The organism is Agrococcus carbonis (assembly GCF_900104705.1).
Taxonomy (GTDB): Bacteria; Actinomycetota; Actinomycetes; order Actinomycetales; family Microbacteriaceae; genus Agrococcus; species Agrococcus carbonis.
The window spans coordinates 1,485,993-1,501,249 of the sequence record NZ_LT629734.1; the positions used below are offsets into that span (position 1 = coordinate 1,485,993).

At 75.1% G+C, this 15,257-nt stretch carries 12 protein-coding genes; 3 read left to right on the top strand and 9 right to left on the bottom strand.

Features of this window, described 5'->3' with window-relative positions; all coding sequences use genetic code 11:
• Nucleotides 1–181: 181 nt before the first annotated feature.
• The 7 genes from BLT67_RS07180 to hemE all read right to left on the bottom strand — a co-directional run bounded on the left by BLT67_RS07180 (nucleotide 182) and on the right by hemE (nucleotide 7,511).
• Nucleotides 182–676: an aminoacyl-tRNA deacylase gene (locus BLT67_RS07180; protein WP_092666386.1), complete on the bottom strand. Its 495-nt coding sequence runs from the start codon at nucleotides 674–676 to the stop codon at nucleotides 182–184.
• Between the two features lie 22 nt (nucleotides 677–698).
• Complete coding sequence (locus tag BLT67_RS07185) at nucleotides 699–1,532, bottom strand: uroporphyrinogen-III synthase (protein ID WP_092666387.1); 834 nt, start codon at nucleotides 1,530–1,532, stop codon at nucleotides 699–701.
• Nucleotides 1,533–1,647: 115 nt separating this feature from the next.
• Complete coding sequence (hemC, locus tag BLT67_RS13705) at nucleotides 1,648–2,595, bottom strand: hydroxymethylbilane synthase (RefSeq protein ID WP_269456959.1); 948 nt, start codon at nucleotides 2,593–2,595, stop codon at nucleotides 1,648–1,650.
• Entirely contained in the window at nucleotides 2,592–3,833 is a 1,242-nt protein-coding gene (locus tag BLT67_RS13710; protein WP_231945636.1) for a ferrochelatase, read from the bottom strand. Before BLT67_RS13710 ends, hemC begins: the two co-directional genes overlap by 4 nt.
• Nucleotides 3,834–3,910: 77 nt before the next feature.
• Complete coding sequence (hemQ, locus tag BLT67_RS07195) at nucleotides 3,911–4,654, bottom strand: hydrogen peroxide-dependent heme synthase (protein ID WP_092666388.1); 744 nt, start codon at nucleotides 4,652–4,654, stop codon at nucleotides 3,911–3,913.
• Nucleotides 4,651–6,402 (bottom strand): protoporphyrinogen oxidase, encoded by a 1,752-nt coding sequence (hemG, locus tag BLT67_RS07200; protein ID WP_157674262.1) that lies wholly within the window; start codon nucleotides 6,400–6,402, stop codon nucleotides 4,651–4,653. The genes hemQ and hemG overlap by 4 nt, the downstream gene beginning before the upstream one ends.
• Nucleotides 6,399–7,511, bottom strand: a complete 1,113-nt coding sequence (gene hemE / locus BLT67_RS07205) for a uroporphyrinogen decarboxylase (protein WP_092666389.1) — start codon at nucleotides 7,509–7,511, stop codon at nucleotides 6,399–6,401. The genes hemG and hemE overlap by 4 nt, the downstream gene beginning before the upstream one ends.
• A gap of 98 nt (nucleotides 7,512–7,609) precedes the next feature.
• Between hemE and BLT67_RS07210 the strand changes: the two genes are divergently transcribed.
• From BLT67_RS07210 to BLT67_RS07220, 3 genes are all read left to right on the top strand, one after another.
• A complete protein-coding gene (locus BLT67_RS07210) occupies nucleotides 7,610–9,046 on the top strand; it encodes a glutamyl-tRNA reductase (RefSeq protein WP_092666390.1) in 1,437 nt (478 codons plus the stop codon).
• Nucleotides 9,043–10,500 (top strand): MFS transporter, encoded by a 1,458-nt coding sequence (locus BLT67_RS07215; RefSeq protein ID WP_172801945.1) that lies wholly within the window; start codon nucleotides 9,043–9,045, stop codon nucleotides 10,498–10,500. The genes BLT67_RS07210 and BLT67_RS07215 overlap by 4 nt, the downstream gene beginning before the upstream one ends.
• Nucleotides 10,501–10,638: 138 nt before the next feature.
• Nucleotides 10,639–12,636 (top strand): glycogen debranching N-terminal domain-containing protein, encoded by a 1,998-nt coding sequence (locus tag BLT67_RS07220; protein ID WP_092666391.1) that lies wholly within the window; start codon nucleotides 10,639–10,641, stop codon nucleotides 12,634–12,636.
• A 102-nt stretch (nucleotides 12,637–12,738) separates the two neighbouring features.
• On the opposite strand, the gene BLT67_RS07225 is transcribed toward BLT67_RS07220, so the two are convergent.
• Entirely contained in the window at nucleotides 12,739–13,719 is a 981-nt protein-coding gene (locus BLT67_RS07225) for a carbohydrate ABC transporter permease (protein ID WP_092666392.1), read from the bottom strand.
• Nucleotides 13,716–14,870: a carbohydrate ABC transporter permease gene (locus BLT67_RS07230; protein ID WP_172802046.1), complete on the bottom strand. Its 1,155-nt coding sequence runs from the start codon at nucleotides 14,868–14,870 to the stop codon at nucleotides 13,716–13,718. Before BLT67_RS07230 ends, BLT67_RS07225 begins: the two co-directional genes overlap by 4 nt.
• Nucleotides 14,871–15,257: the final 387 nt, after the last annotated feature.

Here is a 15,257-nt window from a genome sequence, read left to right on the forward strand (position 1 = left end):
GGGAGCGCTGACGGAAGGGTCGGCAGTGCGTGGGCTGCCGGGTCAGCGCGCGGTCGCGGCTCCCTGGATCTCGGTCATGTCGACTCTTCTCGTGGCGAGGGCGCGGGCGCTGACACCGCCCGCGATGCTCAGGCGAAGATACGCGACGCGCGCTGCGAGGGCAAGCGCCGGGGCGGATGCGTCAGCGCGGCTGCTCGGGATCGGTGACGTCGGCGACCTGCGCGCCGAGGTGCGCGACGAGCGCGTCGCCGTCGACGGTCGCGGCGACGCCGTGATCGCCGGCGCCGATCGAGACGCGGCGACCGCGCACGCGCTCGTCGGCGACGACGGGCAGCGGATGCGTCGTGCCGAAGGGCGTGATGGTGCCGCGGCGGAAGCCCGTCACGGCGAACGCGGCGTCGGCATCGGGCATAGACAGCCGGCTCACGCCGAGCAGCTCGCGCAGCTTCGGCCACGAGATCGTGCGGTCGCCCGGCACGAGCACGAGCAGGTGGTCGCCCTCGCCGCGGCGCACGACCATCGTCTTGATGATGTCGGCGGGCTCGACCCCGCGGGCTGCGGCGGCCTCGGCGAGCGAGCCGACGCGGCCGTGGCGCGTCACCTCGTGCTCGAGGCCGGAGGCTGCGAGCGCGTCGAGCGCGGGGTTGCGGGGAGCGTCGGCGGTCGCGTCGGTCATGGACCCACGCTACGCCTCCGCCTCACGCCGCGGGCGCCGCCGTCGTCAGGGCTGCGACGAGGCCCTCGGGGCTCGGGCGCTCCGCGACCGCGGCGACCGCCAGGCCCGCCCGGCGGCAGTCCTCGGCGGTCTGCTCGCCCATCGCGACGACGAGCGCGGCGGGCCCGAGGCCGAGCCGCGCGACCTGCTTGGCGACGGAGCCGGACGTCACGAGCACGGCGTCGACGAATGCGGGACGGGCAGCATCGGTCGCGGTCGCGAGCGCGTCGTCGGCGGTATCCCGTGCGGCCGCCTGCAGCTCGGCCTGGTGGCGCAGCGCATCCGCGGGCTCGGGAGCACCGGCGCTCCGCACCGCCTCGGCGAGGTCGTCGGCCGAGGCGAACACGGGCGTCGTCCGGTACGCGACGACCTCGGTCACCTGCATGCCGTGGCGGCGCAGGCCCTCGGCGATCGTGGGCTTGGCGTCGAGCGCGTGCGGCCACAGCACGCGGCCAGCGCGGATCGGCCACTCGTCGACGAGCCCGGCCGCCGACTGGCGCGTGGGGATGAACGCGACGGGGATGCCGCGCTCGCGCAGCGCCGCCGCGGTGACGCTGCCGACCGCCGCGACCGAGACGTTGGCGGGCACCCCGCGCAGCACGCGCACCGTCGACTGGCTCGTGACGACGAGCCAGTCGAAGCGGCCCGCGGTCAGCTGCTCGAGCATCGCGCGCAGGCGCTCCTGATCCTCGGCCGGCGCGGTCTGCACGAGCGGCACGACGACCGGCTCGAAGCCGACTGCGGCGACGCGCCGGGCGACGTCGTCGCCCCAGCTGCCGCCGCGCGGGATCAGGACTCGCATGGGACGGTCGGGCATGGGAGGGAGCGTACCGGGCGGCGTCCCGGAGCCGTTCCGCGGTCACGCGCGTCCAGCTGGATCATCCCGCTGGACGCGCGCAGATCCGGACATCCTCCGGGCCGCGCCCCGCGCATCAGCGGGCGTCGGCGATGAGCTCGGCCGCCCCTGCCTCCATGAGCTCGGCCACCGCGCGCTCGGCGACGTCGCGCGCCGCCCCCGCGAGCTCCGCGGACGCAGTGCCGTCGAGCGTGTAGGCGTGGGATGCGGTGAGCCGCTTCGAGCCGTCGGTCGCGTACGCGCTGGCGCTCAGGAACAGCATGCCGTCGGCGACCTCGGCGTGCGCGCCGAGCGGCGCGGCGCAGCCCGCCTCGAGGCCCGCGAGCACCCGGCGCTCGGCGTCGACCGATGCGCGCGTGGAGGCGTGGTCGGTCTTGGCGACCGCCGCGCGCGCCGCGGCGTCGCCCGCGCGGATCTCGACCGCGAGCGCGCCCTGCCCGGGCGCGGTCGGGAAGTCGACGAGGTCGAGGATGTCGGTCGCCTTGCCGTCGAGCCCGAGGCGCTTGAGCCCCGCGAGCGCGAGCACGACCGCGTCGAGGTCTGCGCCCTCGCCCGTCTCCGCGTCGCCGAGGGCGCGCGCGATGCGCGTCGGCACGTTGCCGCGGATGTCGACGACCTCGAGGTCGGGTCGGGCCAGCCGCAGCTGCGCGGCGCGGCGCGGCGATCCCGTGCCCACCTTCGCGCCCTCGGGCAGCTCGGCGAAGCGCAGGCCGTCGCGAGCGACGAGCGCGTCGCGGGCGTCCTCCCGCTTCGAGACCGCGGCGAGCTCGATCCCGTCGGCCGGCGCCGTCGGCAGATCCTTGAGCGAGTGCACCGCGACGTCGACCGTGCCGTCGAGCAGCGCATCCCGCAGCGCCGAGACGAACACGCCCGTGCCGCCGAGCTGCTGCAGCGAGGAGCGGTCGGTGTCGCCCTTCGTCGTGATCGGCACGAGCTCGACCTCGCCCGCGAAGCGCTCGGCGAGCGCCGCGCACTGCGCCATCGCGAGCGCCGAGCCGCGCGTGCCGACCCTGAGGGTGCTCACGGCTGCAGCCCGGCGATCGCGGGCCGGAAGCCCAGGCGCGGGTTCTCGCAGCAGCCCGGTCGGCACACGTCGTACCAGGCGGGGATCGACGTGACGGCCTTGCGCTCGGCGGTCGGCCGGCCCTCGAGCCGCTCCTGCACGAGGTCGACGAGCGCGCCCACGTACTGCGGGTCGACGCCCGGCGTGGGTGCGCGACGCACCCACAGCCCTGCCTCGGTCGCCGTCTCGACGGCCTCCTCGTCGAGGTCCCACATGACCTCCATGTGGTCGCTCACGAAGCCGAGCGGCACGATGACGACGGCCTTCCGCGCCTCGAGCGCCTCGATCGCGTCGTTGATGTCGGGCTCGAGCCACGGCTGGGACGCGGGCCCAGAGCGCGACTGGTAGACGAGCTGCCACGCGACGCCCGGCGCCGCCTCCCCCATGACCCACTCGGCCGCGGCGAGGTGCTGCGCCTCGTAGCCGCCGCCCGGGCCCCACTCGTGGAGGTCGGGCGCGCCCGAGCGCTCCGCGTCGGCGGTGGGGATGCTGTGCGTCGCGAAGAGCACCTCGATCTCGCCGTCGGCGAAGCCCGCCTCGCGCGCCTCGGCGACCGTCGCGCGGACGCCGTCGACGAACGGCGCGAGGAAGCCGGGGTGGTTGAAGAACTGGCGCACCTTGTCGATCTGCATCGTGCCCTGCAGGCCCGTGGCCTCGAGCGCATCCGCCCAGTCCTCGCGGTACTGGCGGCACGACGAGTACGACGAGTACGCCGAGGTGGGGATCGCGATGAGCGAGCGGGCGCCCGCGTCGGCCGCCTCCTGCAGCGCCTCGTCGAGGTAGGGCGCCCAGTTGCGGTTGCCCCAGTAGACGGGCAGGTCGACGCCCGCGGCGGCGAGCGCCGCCTCGAGCGCGGCCTTCAGCTCGCGGTTCTGGTCGTTGATGGGGCTCACGCCGCCGAAGTGGCGGTAGTGGGTCGCGACCTCCTCGAGGCGCTCGTCGGGGATGCCGCGGCCGCGCGTGACGTTGCGGAGGAACGGCAGCACGTCGTCCTGCCCCTCCGGGCCGCCGAAGCCCGACAGCAGGATGCCGTCGTAGGCGACCGGCTCCTCGACGTGCTCGGGGCCGGCCTGCGCCGCGGGCGTCGCGCTCGGCACCGCGGCGCCGGGCTCGAGGTGCACGCCGGTCGCCGCCGGCGCCTTGGTCTCCCGGCGCTGCTCGGCCTGCGCCTGCGCCTGCTGCTCGGTCTGCTGCTGCATGCCGCCGCAGCATCCGCCGCCGCAGCATCCGCCCGCCTGGGGCTCGGTCATCTGGGGCTCGGTCATCTGGGTCTCGCTCACGCGAGCACCTCCTCGATCTCGTCGGCGCCGATGCGGCGCCCGGTGAAGAAGGGGATCTCCTCGCGCACGTGCAGCCGCGCGTCGACCGCCCGCAGGTCGCGCATCATGTCGACGAGGTCGACGAGGTCGTCGGCCTCGAGCGGCAGGATCCACTCGTAGTCGCCGAGCGCGAACGCGGCGACGGTGTTGGCGACGACGCCGCGGTAGACGGCGCCCGCCCTGCCGTGCTCGGCGAGCATGCGGCTGCGCTCGTCGGCCGGCAGCAGGTACCACTCGTACGAGCGGTTGAACGGGTAGACCGTCACCCATCGCTTCGGGTCGACCCCGCGCAGGAATCCGGGCACGTGGCGCTTGTTGAACTCGGCGTCGCGGTGCACGCCCATCGCGCCCCACACCTGCGTCGTGCCGGCGAGCTCGCGCGAGCGGCGCACGCGTCGCACCGCCGCCTGCAGCGCCTCGGGCGCGGTGCGGGCGCCGGCGGCGCCGTGGAGCCACACGAGGATGTCGGCGTCGGCGCGCATGCCCGACACGTCGTAGATGCCGCGCGCGACGACGCCCTCGGCCTCGAGCGCCGCGAGCTCGTCGGCGAGCGGCGCGCCGCCCTCGGCGGGGCCCTGGCCCCGCTGGAAGACGGCCCAGATCGTGTAGCCGTCGCCCAGGTCGTCGGCGGTCGGGCCGTCGGTGCCGTGCCCGTGCGGTGCTGCGTCGTGCGGTGCTGCGTCGTGCGTCTGCTCGCTCATGCGTCTCCTCGTGCTGCGTCGTCGGTGGGGGCGGATGCGTCGCGCCGCCCGGTCGCGGAGGCCCCGTCGGCCTCCAGGTCGGTGCCGCTGTCGTGCTCCAGGTCGTCCGTCCAGGGCGTGCCGCGCACGGCGAACCGCTCGCGGCGGATCTCGAGCGCCGCCCGCCGGGCGTCGGGCACGACCTGCGCGAGGCCCGTGCCGGCGACCGCGGCGCCGACGACGACCAGGCCGTCGTGCGCGGCAGCGGCATCGCGCAGCTGCTGCTGGCGGTCGCGCGCGCCGAGCACGCTCGAGGGCTGTCCCTGCTGCCAGCGCACGCGCGCGGTCGCGACCGGCTGCGGCAGCGCGGTGCCGAAGATCGCCTGCGCGTCCTCGAGCGCGAGCGCGGCGGCGGCCTCGTCGTCGAGGCCCTCGGTCGCGGGAGCGGCGCCGCCGGCGCTGCCGTACGAGAGGCGCACGATCTCGCGGCCGGCGGCCGCCTCGCGCAGCCACGGCCACTTGGCGGTCGCGTGGGTCATCGCCTTCGCGCGGATGCCCGTGGCGTCGGCGGCGACGAGCACCCCCGTGCCGCGCGGGTCGCCGGAGACGGCGCCGGCGGGCAGGACGAGGGTGACGAGCTCGACGGTGGCGCCGGGGTCGACGGTGTGGTCTCGTGACGCGAGCGCCTCCGGCGCGCGCTCCTCGACCGGCGGAGTGGAGGCGAGCGCCTCCATCGCGCGCTCCTCCACCGGCGGAGTGGAGGCGAGCGCCTCCGGCGCGCGCTCCTCGACCGGCGGAGTGGACGCGAGCGGCAGGAGGAGGCGGCGGGCCTCGGGCTCGGGGAGCGCGACGACCACGGACGACGCGGCGAGCGCGCCCGCATCCGTCTCGACGCTCCAGCCGGTGTCGGTCGGCGCGATCGCGGCGACGCGGACGCCCGTGCGGATCTCGGCGCGGTGCTCTCGCGCGCGCTCGGCGAGCGCATCGACGAGGCGGTGGATGCCGCCGCGCACGCCCTGCACGGCGCTGCCGGGCTTCGCGTCGGCACCGGCGGCGCCCGCTGCTGCGCGCTCCTCGAGCACGAAGGCGACGCCGCCCGAGAGCGAGCCCGTGCGCGTGATGCCGTTGTTGAGGCCCGGGGCGACGACGGCGATGTCGAGCAGCTCGGGATCGGCCGAGTAGACGCCGCCCGCGAGCGGCGCGACGAGCCGGTCGAGCACCTTCTGGCCCATCCGGCGTCGCACGAGCGGGCCGAGCGCGTCGTCCTTGCCGATGCGCAGCACCGGCATGAGCCGGTCGAGGTAGGCGCGGAGCGCCCCGCCCCAGCCGAGCGCGTCGATGACGTCCTGCGCGAGCGGGGTCGACGGGATGCCGAGCAGCGTGCGCTTCGGCAGCGGCACGGCCCGATCCTCGAGCTGCAGCCAGGCGCCTGCCGGGTTCGGATCGACGATGTCGTCGGCGAGGCCCAGCTCGCCGAGCAGCTCGGCGACGGCTCCGCCGCGCACCGCGAACGACTCCGCGCCCGCGTCGAGCCGCAGGCCGTCGAGCTCGAGCGCGGCAGCGGTGCCGCCCACGCGGTCGGTCGCCTCGAGCACGAGCACGCGGTAGCCGCGGCCCGCGAGCTCGTGCGCGACCGTGAGCCCCGCGATGCCCGCGCCGGCCACGATCGTGTCGTACTGCGGGGCGGGGCCAGGCGCATCCGCCGCCGGCGACGCGGCTCGCGCGTCGGCGACCGCGCCGGTGCGCTCGGCGCCGCTGTGGTCGGTCACCGCGCGTGCACCGCCTCGACGATGCGCGTGAGCACCGCGGGGTCGGTCGTCGGGGGCACGCCGTGGCCGAGGTTGAACACGTGCGCGCGCGCGACGGAGCCCGCGAGCATCACGTGGTCGATCGCCGCCTCGACGATCTCCCACGGCGCGCCGAGCACCGCAGGGTCGAGGTTGCCCTGCACGGTCACGTCGCTGTCGATGCGCTCGAGCGCGACGTCGAGCGAGACGCGCCAGTCGACGCCGATCGCGTCGACGTCGAGGTCCATCGCGCTGTAGAGCTCGCCCGCTCCGACGCCGAAGTGCACGAGCGGGACGCGCGCGCCCGACGCATCCGTCAGCTCCCGCACCCCGTCGAGCGCCGCGCGCGAGGCGGGCGCGACGTGCTCCTGGTACTGGTCGAGCGGCAGCGAGCCGGCCCACGAGTCGAACAGCTGGGCGGCGCTCGCGCCCTCCTCGACCTGCGCGCGGAGGAAGCGGGAGGTGACGTCGGCGGCCCAGCGCGTCAGCCGGTCCCACGCCTCGGGGTGCGCGCGCATGAGGCTGCGCGCCTCGAGGTGGTCCTTCGAGGGGCGGCCGGCGACGAGGTAGGCGGCGAGCGTGAAGGGGGCGCCGGCGAAGCCGATGAGCGGGGTCGAGCCGTCACCGATCTCGGCGAGGCCCGCGACCGTGCGCCGCACGCCCTCGCGCACGGGCTCGAGCGTCTCCTCGAGCGCGGCGGGGTCGAGCGCGACGAGCCGCTCGACGTCCTCGGGGCTCCGCACCGCCTCGGCCATCACGGGGCCCACGCCCGGCTCGATCGTGACGTCGACGCCCGCGAGCTTGAGCGGCACCATGATGTCGCTGAAGAAGATGGCGGCGTCGACGCCGTGGCGCCGCACCGGCTGCAGCGTGATCTCGCTCGCGAGCGCCGGGTCGAGGCACGTGTCGAGCATGCCGCGGCCCGCGGCGCTCTCGGCAGCGCGCAGCTCGCGGTACTCCGGCAGGGAGCGCCCGGCCTGCCGCATGAACCACACGGGGGTCACCTCGGGGCGGTCGCCGCGGTACGCGCGCACGAGCCGGGAGGCGCCGGTGCGGGTGTTGAGCGGATGGTCTTCACGGAGCGCAGGCATCCCCGCCATTCTCCCACTTCCGGGGGACTCGCGGGGCCGGGCTCGAGGCCGACCGGCTTGGAGTCTGATATGGATGCGGATCGGGGTACGATGGACCGATGCTGATCTGCCTCACGGCGAGTCACAAGAACGCCGACTTCACCGCGCTCGAGGCGCTGTCGTCGGCAGACGCCGCGCAGCTGCCCACCGCCTTCGCCTCCCACCCCGCCGTCGACGGGGCGGTCGTCGTCTCCACCTGCAACCGCTTCGAGGTCTACCTCGACGTCGACGCCGACGCCGACGCGGCGGCCGGCATCGCCCAGACGGCGGCGGCGGATGCGCTCGGGTTCCACCACCCGGAGACCCTCGAGCCGCTCGCCGACGCGCGCGCCGCCGAGCACCTGTTCGCCGTCGCCGCGGGCCTCGAGTCGGTCGTGATCGGCGAGGGCGAGATCGCCGGCCAGGTGCGCCGCGCGCTCAGCTCGGCGCAGGAGGCCGGCACCACGAGCCCCCACCTCGAGCGCCTGTTCCAGCGCGCCGCCGAGACGCAGCGCGGCATCAAGAACCGCACGGGGCTCGGCGAGGCCGGCCGCTCGATCGTTCGCCTCGCCCTCGACCTCGCGAGCGCGCGCGTCGACCTCGCCGACGCGCGCGTGCTGCTCGTCGGCACCGGCCGCTTCGCGGGCGTCTCGCTCGCCGAGCTGCGCCGCCGCGGCGCCAAGCACATCGAGGTCTGGAGCCCCTCGGGCCGCGGCGACGGCTTCGCCCGCAGCCACGCCGTCGCCCACGTCGACGGCCGCGACGCCGCGCTCGCCGCCGCGAGCGCCGACGTGATCGTCACCTGCACGAGCGCCGAGCACCACGTCGTCGATGCCGAGCTGCTGCTGCGCGGGCGCTCGATGCTCGCGGCGACCCACGCGTTCCCGGGCTCCGCGGCCGAGGCCGCTGACGCATCCGGATGCCCCGTGCACGTGGGCGCAGAGCCGCAGCCCGCGCTCGTCGGCGCGGCCGCGGGCGCCCCCGAGCCCGGTCGCGCGGCGGCCGCCGGATGCCCCGTGCACGCCGCCGTGACCGCCGAGCCGCGCTGCCCCGTGGAGCACGGCCGCTCGGCGCAGCTCATCGTCGACATGGGCATGCCCCGCAACGTCGACCCCGACGTGCAGAGCGTGCACGGCGTCGAGGTGCTCGACCTCGAGACCATCCGCCTGCACGCGCCGCTCGAGCACCTCACCGCGACCGAGGACGCCCGCGACCTCGTGCGCAAGGCCGCGCGACGCTTCGAGCGCGGCACCGCCGAGCGGCAGATCGGCCCCGCGATCGCGGCCCTGCGCGAGCACGTGCAGGAGGCGATGGAGGCCGAGCTCGAGCGCATCGCCAAGCGCGGGACCGAGGACGAGCGACGGCTCGCCGAGCAGGCGCTGCGCCACTTCGCGGGCGTGCTGCTGCACAAGCCCACCGTGCGCGCGCGCCAGCTCGCGGCCGAGGGCCGCCAGGACGACTTCCTCGCCGCGATCGACGCGCTCTACGGCATCGACGCCGCCGCCGACGCGGCGTGACCGAGCCGCAGCCGCCGCTCGAAACCGGCGCCGAGCCCTCGACCGGCGCGCACGGCATCCTGCCTGCCGCGCCGCTCACCGGCCCGATCGAGACCGTCGAGCCCGCCGCGCCGACCGAGCCCGGCGCCCCGGCGCGCAAGCGCCGCTTCGTCGACCTCGCGCCGCTGAAGGCCTCGCCCGCGTTCGCGCGCCTCTGGATCGGCAGCGCCATCAGCGGCATCGGCGCGCAGATGACGATCGTCGCCGTCGGGCTGCAGATCTTCGACATGACCGGCAGCACGATGATGGTCGCGCTCGTCGGCGGCGTCGCGCTGCTGCCGATGGTCGTCGCAGGGCTCTGGGGCGGCATGCTCGCCGACGCCTTCGACCGCCGGCTCGTGCTCATGCTCTCGAGCCTCACCGGCTGGGCGGCGGTGCTCGGCCTCGTCGCCCTCTCGGCGTGGGACGCCGCGCTCGTCGCCGACGGCGGGCGCGCGGCCGTGTGGCCCTTCTACGTGCTCACGACGCTCAACACCGTCGCCGCGACCATCTCGGGCGCGACGCGCAGCGCCGTGACCCCGCGCATCCTGCCCGCCCACCTCATCTCGCGCGCCGCCGCTCTCAACGGCATCGCGATCGGCATCATGCTCACCGCGGGCCCCGCAGCCGCGGGCGTGCTCGTCGCGACGGTCGGGCTGCCCGTCACGTTCGCGGTCGACGCGGTGCTCTTCACCGCCGGGTTCCTCGGCATCGTCGGGCTGCCGAAGCTGCCGCCGCTCGGCGAGGCGGTGCGGCCCGGTCTCGCGTCGCTGCGCGACGGCGTGCGGTTCATGCGGCAGGCGCCCAACATCCGCATGTCGTTCGTCGTCGACATCATCGCGATGACCTTCGGGCGGCCGTTCGCGCTGCTGCCGGCGGTCGGCGCGGTCGCGATCGGCGGCGGCCCGATCACCGTGGGCGTGCTCACCGCCGCCGCGGCCGTCGGCACCCTGCTGGCGAGCCTGCTCTCGGGGCCCGTGGCGCACGTGCACCGCCACGGCGTCGCGGTCGCGCGCGCGATCACCGCGTACGGCGGCTGCGTCGCGCTGCTCGGCCTCGTGATCCTCGGTGCGATGAGCGGATGGTTCGGCCCGGTCGGCGCCGACTGGTCGCGGGTGTCGTGGCCGGCCCTCGCGCTCGCCGCGCTCGCGCTCGCCGGCATGGGCGCGAGCGACGAGATCAGCGCGATCTTCCGCTCGACGATGCTGCTGACGGCGGCGCCCGACGACATGCGCGGCCGCACGCAGGGCCTGTTCACCGTCGTCGTCGCGGGCGGTCCGCGCATCGGCGACCTCTACGCCGGCGCCGCCGCGAGCCTCGTCGCGCTCTGGGCACCGCCGCTGTTCGGCGGGTTCGTGATCATCGTGCTCATCGCGGTCGTCACCCGAGCGCAGCGCACGTTCCTCGCCTACGACGCGCGGCACCCGACGCCCTAGTCGACCTGACGGGGCCGTCAGGGCCGACCTGCCGACCACTGAGCGTCTCGACAGGCAAGCCTGAGTCGCCCCTGCGCGCCGTGCCGGGGTACGCGGATTACCGTTCAGGCGTCAGCCGGACGAGGAACGGAACCCACGATGTGCGCCGCACGACCGCCACTGCTCCACCAGGAGCTCGTCGCGCTCGCCGCGCCCACGCAGGTCTGGTCGGCGCACGACGGCACGGTCGGCTCGAGCGAGGCGCACGGGGTGTACCACGGCGACTGGCGCTACGTGCGGGCGATGGGGCTGCTGGTCGACGGCGTGCCGGTCGAGCCGATCGCGAGCGCCGAGGAGCAGGGCCGCACCATCTTCCACGCCGTCGCGTGCGCGGCGGGCTCGAACCTGCCCATCCCCCGCGTCTCGGTCGAGCGGATGCGCGAGGTGCGGCCCGGCGCGCTCGTCGAGCGGGTGACCCTCGTCAACGGCCGCGACGAGGCGGTCGACGCGGTCGTCGAGCTCGTGTGCGAGATCGAGCTCGCGCCGATCGAGAGCGTGCGCGCAGGGCAGCCGGCGCCCGAGGCCATCGAGCTCGTGCCGCTCGTCGACGGCGAGCACGTCGTGATGCGCGACGGCACCCGCACGGTGCGGATCTCCGGCCGCGGCGGCGCCCTGCGCATCGACGGCAGCCGCGTCGTGCTCGCCCAGGAGGCGCACGTCCTGCCCGACGACTGGTCGGGCATGACGCTCGAGCTCGAGATCGACGACCCGACGCTCGCGGTGCACGGCGCGCGCTGCGACGCGGCGCTCGACCAGCTCGAGCCGACCGGCCGGCCCGCGCTCGACCGCTGGGCCGAGCGGGCGATGGCCGATCTCGAGAGCCTGCTGCTCGACGCGGGCCACGGGGCCTTCCCCGCCGCCGGCGCCCCGTGGCACATGACGATGGTCGCCCGCGACGCGCTCATCGCGTGCCGGCTGCTGCTGCCCCTCGGCGGCGCGCTCGCCGAGGGCACGCTGCGCACGCTCGCCGCCCGCCAGGGCGTGCAGGTCGACGCGGCGACCGGCGAGCAGCCGGGCCGCATCCTGCACGAGATGCGCCAGAGCGACCCGGTGCGGCCGGGCGTCGAGCCGCCGCCGGTCTACACGGGCTCCCTCGACGCGACGCCCCTGTGGATCGTGCTGCTGCACGACGCCTGGCAGGCGGGGCTGCCGCTCGAGACCGTGCGCGAGCTGCGCACGGCGCTGCACGCGGCACTCCACTGGATGGAGTCGCACTGCGGCGACGGATTCTTCACGGCCGCCGACGAGGCGGGCTACGGGCACTCGGGCAAGGGCTGGGAGGGCGGCGCCGAGCGGCGCATCGCCCCCGCCGCGGATGGCGCGGCCCCCCTCGCGACCGCGCAGGCGCAAGGACTCGCGTGCCGCGCGGCGGTGGGCGGGGCAGCGCTGCTCGACGCGCTCGGCGACGACGGCGAGCCGTGGCGCGCGTGGGCCGAGCGGCTGCGCGCGCGGTTCCGCGACGCCTTCTGGGTGCGGCACGAGGATGCGCGCTTCCCCGCGATGGCGCTCGACGCCGACGGCCAGCCGATCGAGGTGCTCGTGAGCGACATCGGCCAGCTCATCGGCACGACGCTCCTGAGCCGCGTCGAGGAGGCCGAGGTCGCGCGGCTGCTGCTCGACGACCGCCTCTCCTCCGGGTTCGGCCTGCGCACCATGGCGACCGATGCCGAGCACTACTGGCCGCTCGCGCCCTACTCGGGTGCGATCTGGCCGCACGACACCGCGATCGCCGTCGAGGGGCTGCTGCGCTCGGGCTTCGTCGGCGAGGCGGGGCAGCTCGCGGCGCAGCTCGAGCGGGCGGCGGATGCGTTCGACGGCCGGATGCCCGAGGTGTACGCGGGCTACGGGGTCGACGACGCCCCCGACCCGATCCCCTACCCCGGCGCGTGCTCGCCGCAGGCGTGGAGCGCCGCGGCCGTCGTGCCGGTGCACCGGGCGCTGCTCGCGGTGCCCAGCCGACGGCACACGGATCGCGGCCACCGGCACCTCATCGCGCTCGAGCCCGACGCATCCGCCGACCCCGAGCCGCTGCAGATCAACGCGGGCACTGCGCAGGCGCCGAGGCCGCGCCTGCGGCTCGTGCCGCCCACCGCCTGACCGGCGCGCCGCCGGGGCCCAGCCGACGAGGGAGCCGCGGGCGGAGCGCCCGCCTTGCCGATCCTCGGGACGAGGCGCTCAGGCGCCTCGTCCCGAGCCCGCTCAGCCCTTCGCCGAGCCGGCGAGCAGCCCTCGCACGAAGTAGCGCTGCAGGCCGAAGAAGACGATGAGCGGCACGACGAGCGAGACGAAGGCGCCGGCGGTGAGCCGCTCCCAGTTCTCGCCGCGAGACCCCGCGAGCTCTGCCAGCCGCTGCATGAGCGGCGCGGTATCCGGTGTGCCGGAGGAGAACACGAGCGCGACGAGCAGGTCGTTCCACACCCACAGGAACTGGAAGATCGCGAACGACGCGATCGCCGGCGTTGCGAGCGGCAGGATGATGCGCAGGAAGATCTGCCCGTGGCCCGCGCCGTCGACGCGGGCCGCCTCGATGACGTCGGCCGGGATGGCCGAGATGAAGTTGTGCAGCAGGAAGATCGCGAGCGGCAGGCCGAAGATCGCGTGGGCGATCCACACGGGCAGGAACTGCCGGTCGCTGATGAACGGCACCGCGTCGTGCAGCGCGTTCTGGAAGGGCTGCAGGAACGTCACGAACAGCTGCAGCAGCGGGATGAGCGCCATCTGCAGCGGCACGATCTGGAGCGCGAAGACGATCACGAAGAGCGTCGACGAGCCGCGGAACTTCACCCACGCGAACGCGTAGGCGGCGAGCGAGGCGAGCACGAGCGGGATGAGCGTGCCGGGGATCGCGATCGCGAGCGAGTTCACGAAGTACTCGCCGAGCTGCGGCGACGACTGGGAGCCCGAGAAGAGCACCTCGCCGTAGTTGGCGAGCGTGAGCTGCGGGTCGCTGAAGAACGTCCACCATCCCGAGGTGGCGATCTGGTCGGCGGGACGGAACGACGACAGCAGCAGCCCGAACGTCGGGATGGTCCACAGGACCGCGATGACGAGCGCGGCGATCGTCGCCCACGGGCTCGTGAGCCGGCGCTTCACGCGGTCGGCGCGCGTCGTCCCGCCGAGCGACGCGTCCGCGGCGGCCGGCGTGATCTCGGGGTCGGGGGTGATTGCCACGGAGCTCATCGGATCGCCTTCTGCTGGTTCAGGACGCGGATGTTGTAGGCGACGATCGGCAGCACCATGATGAACAGGATCAGCGCGAGCGCCGCACCTCTGCCGGGCTCGCCGGAGCGGAACGCCTGGGTGTACATCTCGTTCGCCACGACCGACGTGCTGAAGTTGCCCGCCGTCATCGTGCGCACGATGTCGAAGACCTTGAGGGTCGCGATCGAGATGGTCGTGATGACCACGACGAGCGAGGTGCGGATGCCGGGCAGCGTGACGTTCGAGAAGCGCTGCCACGGGTTCGCGCCGTCGATCTGGGCGGCCTCGAGCTGCTCGGTCGGCACGCCCTTGATCGCCGCCGAGAGCACGACCATCGCGAAGCCGGTCTGGATCCAGATCATGACCGCGATGAGCGCGAGCGTGTTCCAGGGGCTGTTCTGCAGGATCTGCTGCGGCGCGCCGCCGAACCACACGATGATCTGGTTGACGAAGCCGATCTGATCCTGCTCGGGCCCGCGGTAGGCGTACATGAACTTCCAGATGATGGAGGCGCCCACCATCGAGATCGCCATCGGCATGAACACGAGCATCTTGTACACGCGCTCGCCGCGGCTCTTGTCGATGAACACCGCGTAGGCGAGGCCGATCGCGGTCGAGAGCGTCGGCACGAGGATGACCCACACGACCGTGTTGGCGAGGGTGACGAGGGCCTCCGGCTGGGTGAACATCCACACGAAGTTGTCGACGCCGTTGAACGTGCCCGTGCGGTCGGTGAACGCGAGCACGGTCGTGCGGATCGCCGGGTAGACGAGGCCGACCGTGAGCAGCAGCGCCGCGGGCGCGAGGAAGACGAGCATCGGCCGCGAGTCCTCGTCCTCGTCGGCGAAGTAGCCGAGGAGCCCGATGATGCTGAGCCCCGCGGCGGCGGCCCACGGCCAGACGCCGATCGGCTGCTCGCGGCCCTGCTCCAGGACGAGCGCGACCACCACGACCGCGACAGCGGCGGCGAGCCAGGCGATGAGCCGCACCCCGCGGCGGATGCGCGGGGGCAGGAAGGCGATCGCGGCCGTCGCGAGCAGCGCGGCCGCGAGCGGCCAGCCGACGATCGTCGCGGCGAGCACGAGGGCGGGGGTGACCCAGTCGAGCGCCGGGATGCGCTCTGCCGACATCGCGACCACCACGAGCGCGATGACGAGCACCGCGCCGAGCGCGCGCATGACGGCGCTGCGCACCGCGGCGGGCGCCGGCTGCAGCAGGCGGTCGAGCAGCCACTGCAGCACGACCGCGACGATGCCGGCGACGCCGATCATGATCGCGGCGTTCGTGAGCGCCTGCGTCATCCACGGCACGGCGCCGTAGAGCACCCGGGCGAGGATCGCGATGAGGGCGAAGGCCGCGATGAGGATCACGCGGGGCCGCAGCCCCTGGCGGATCGCAGCGCCCCAGCTCGCGGCCCGCGGCTTGTCCTCCGGTCGGTCGAGGAACGTCAGCAGCAGCGCCATCACGACGCCGAAGGCCGCGAGGCCGACGACGGCCTGCAGCACCTTGCCGACCAG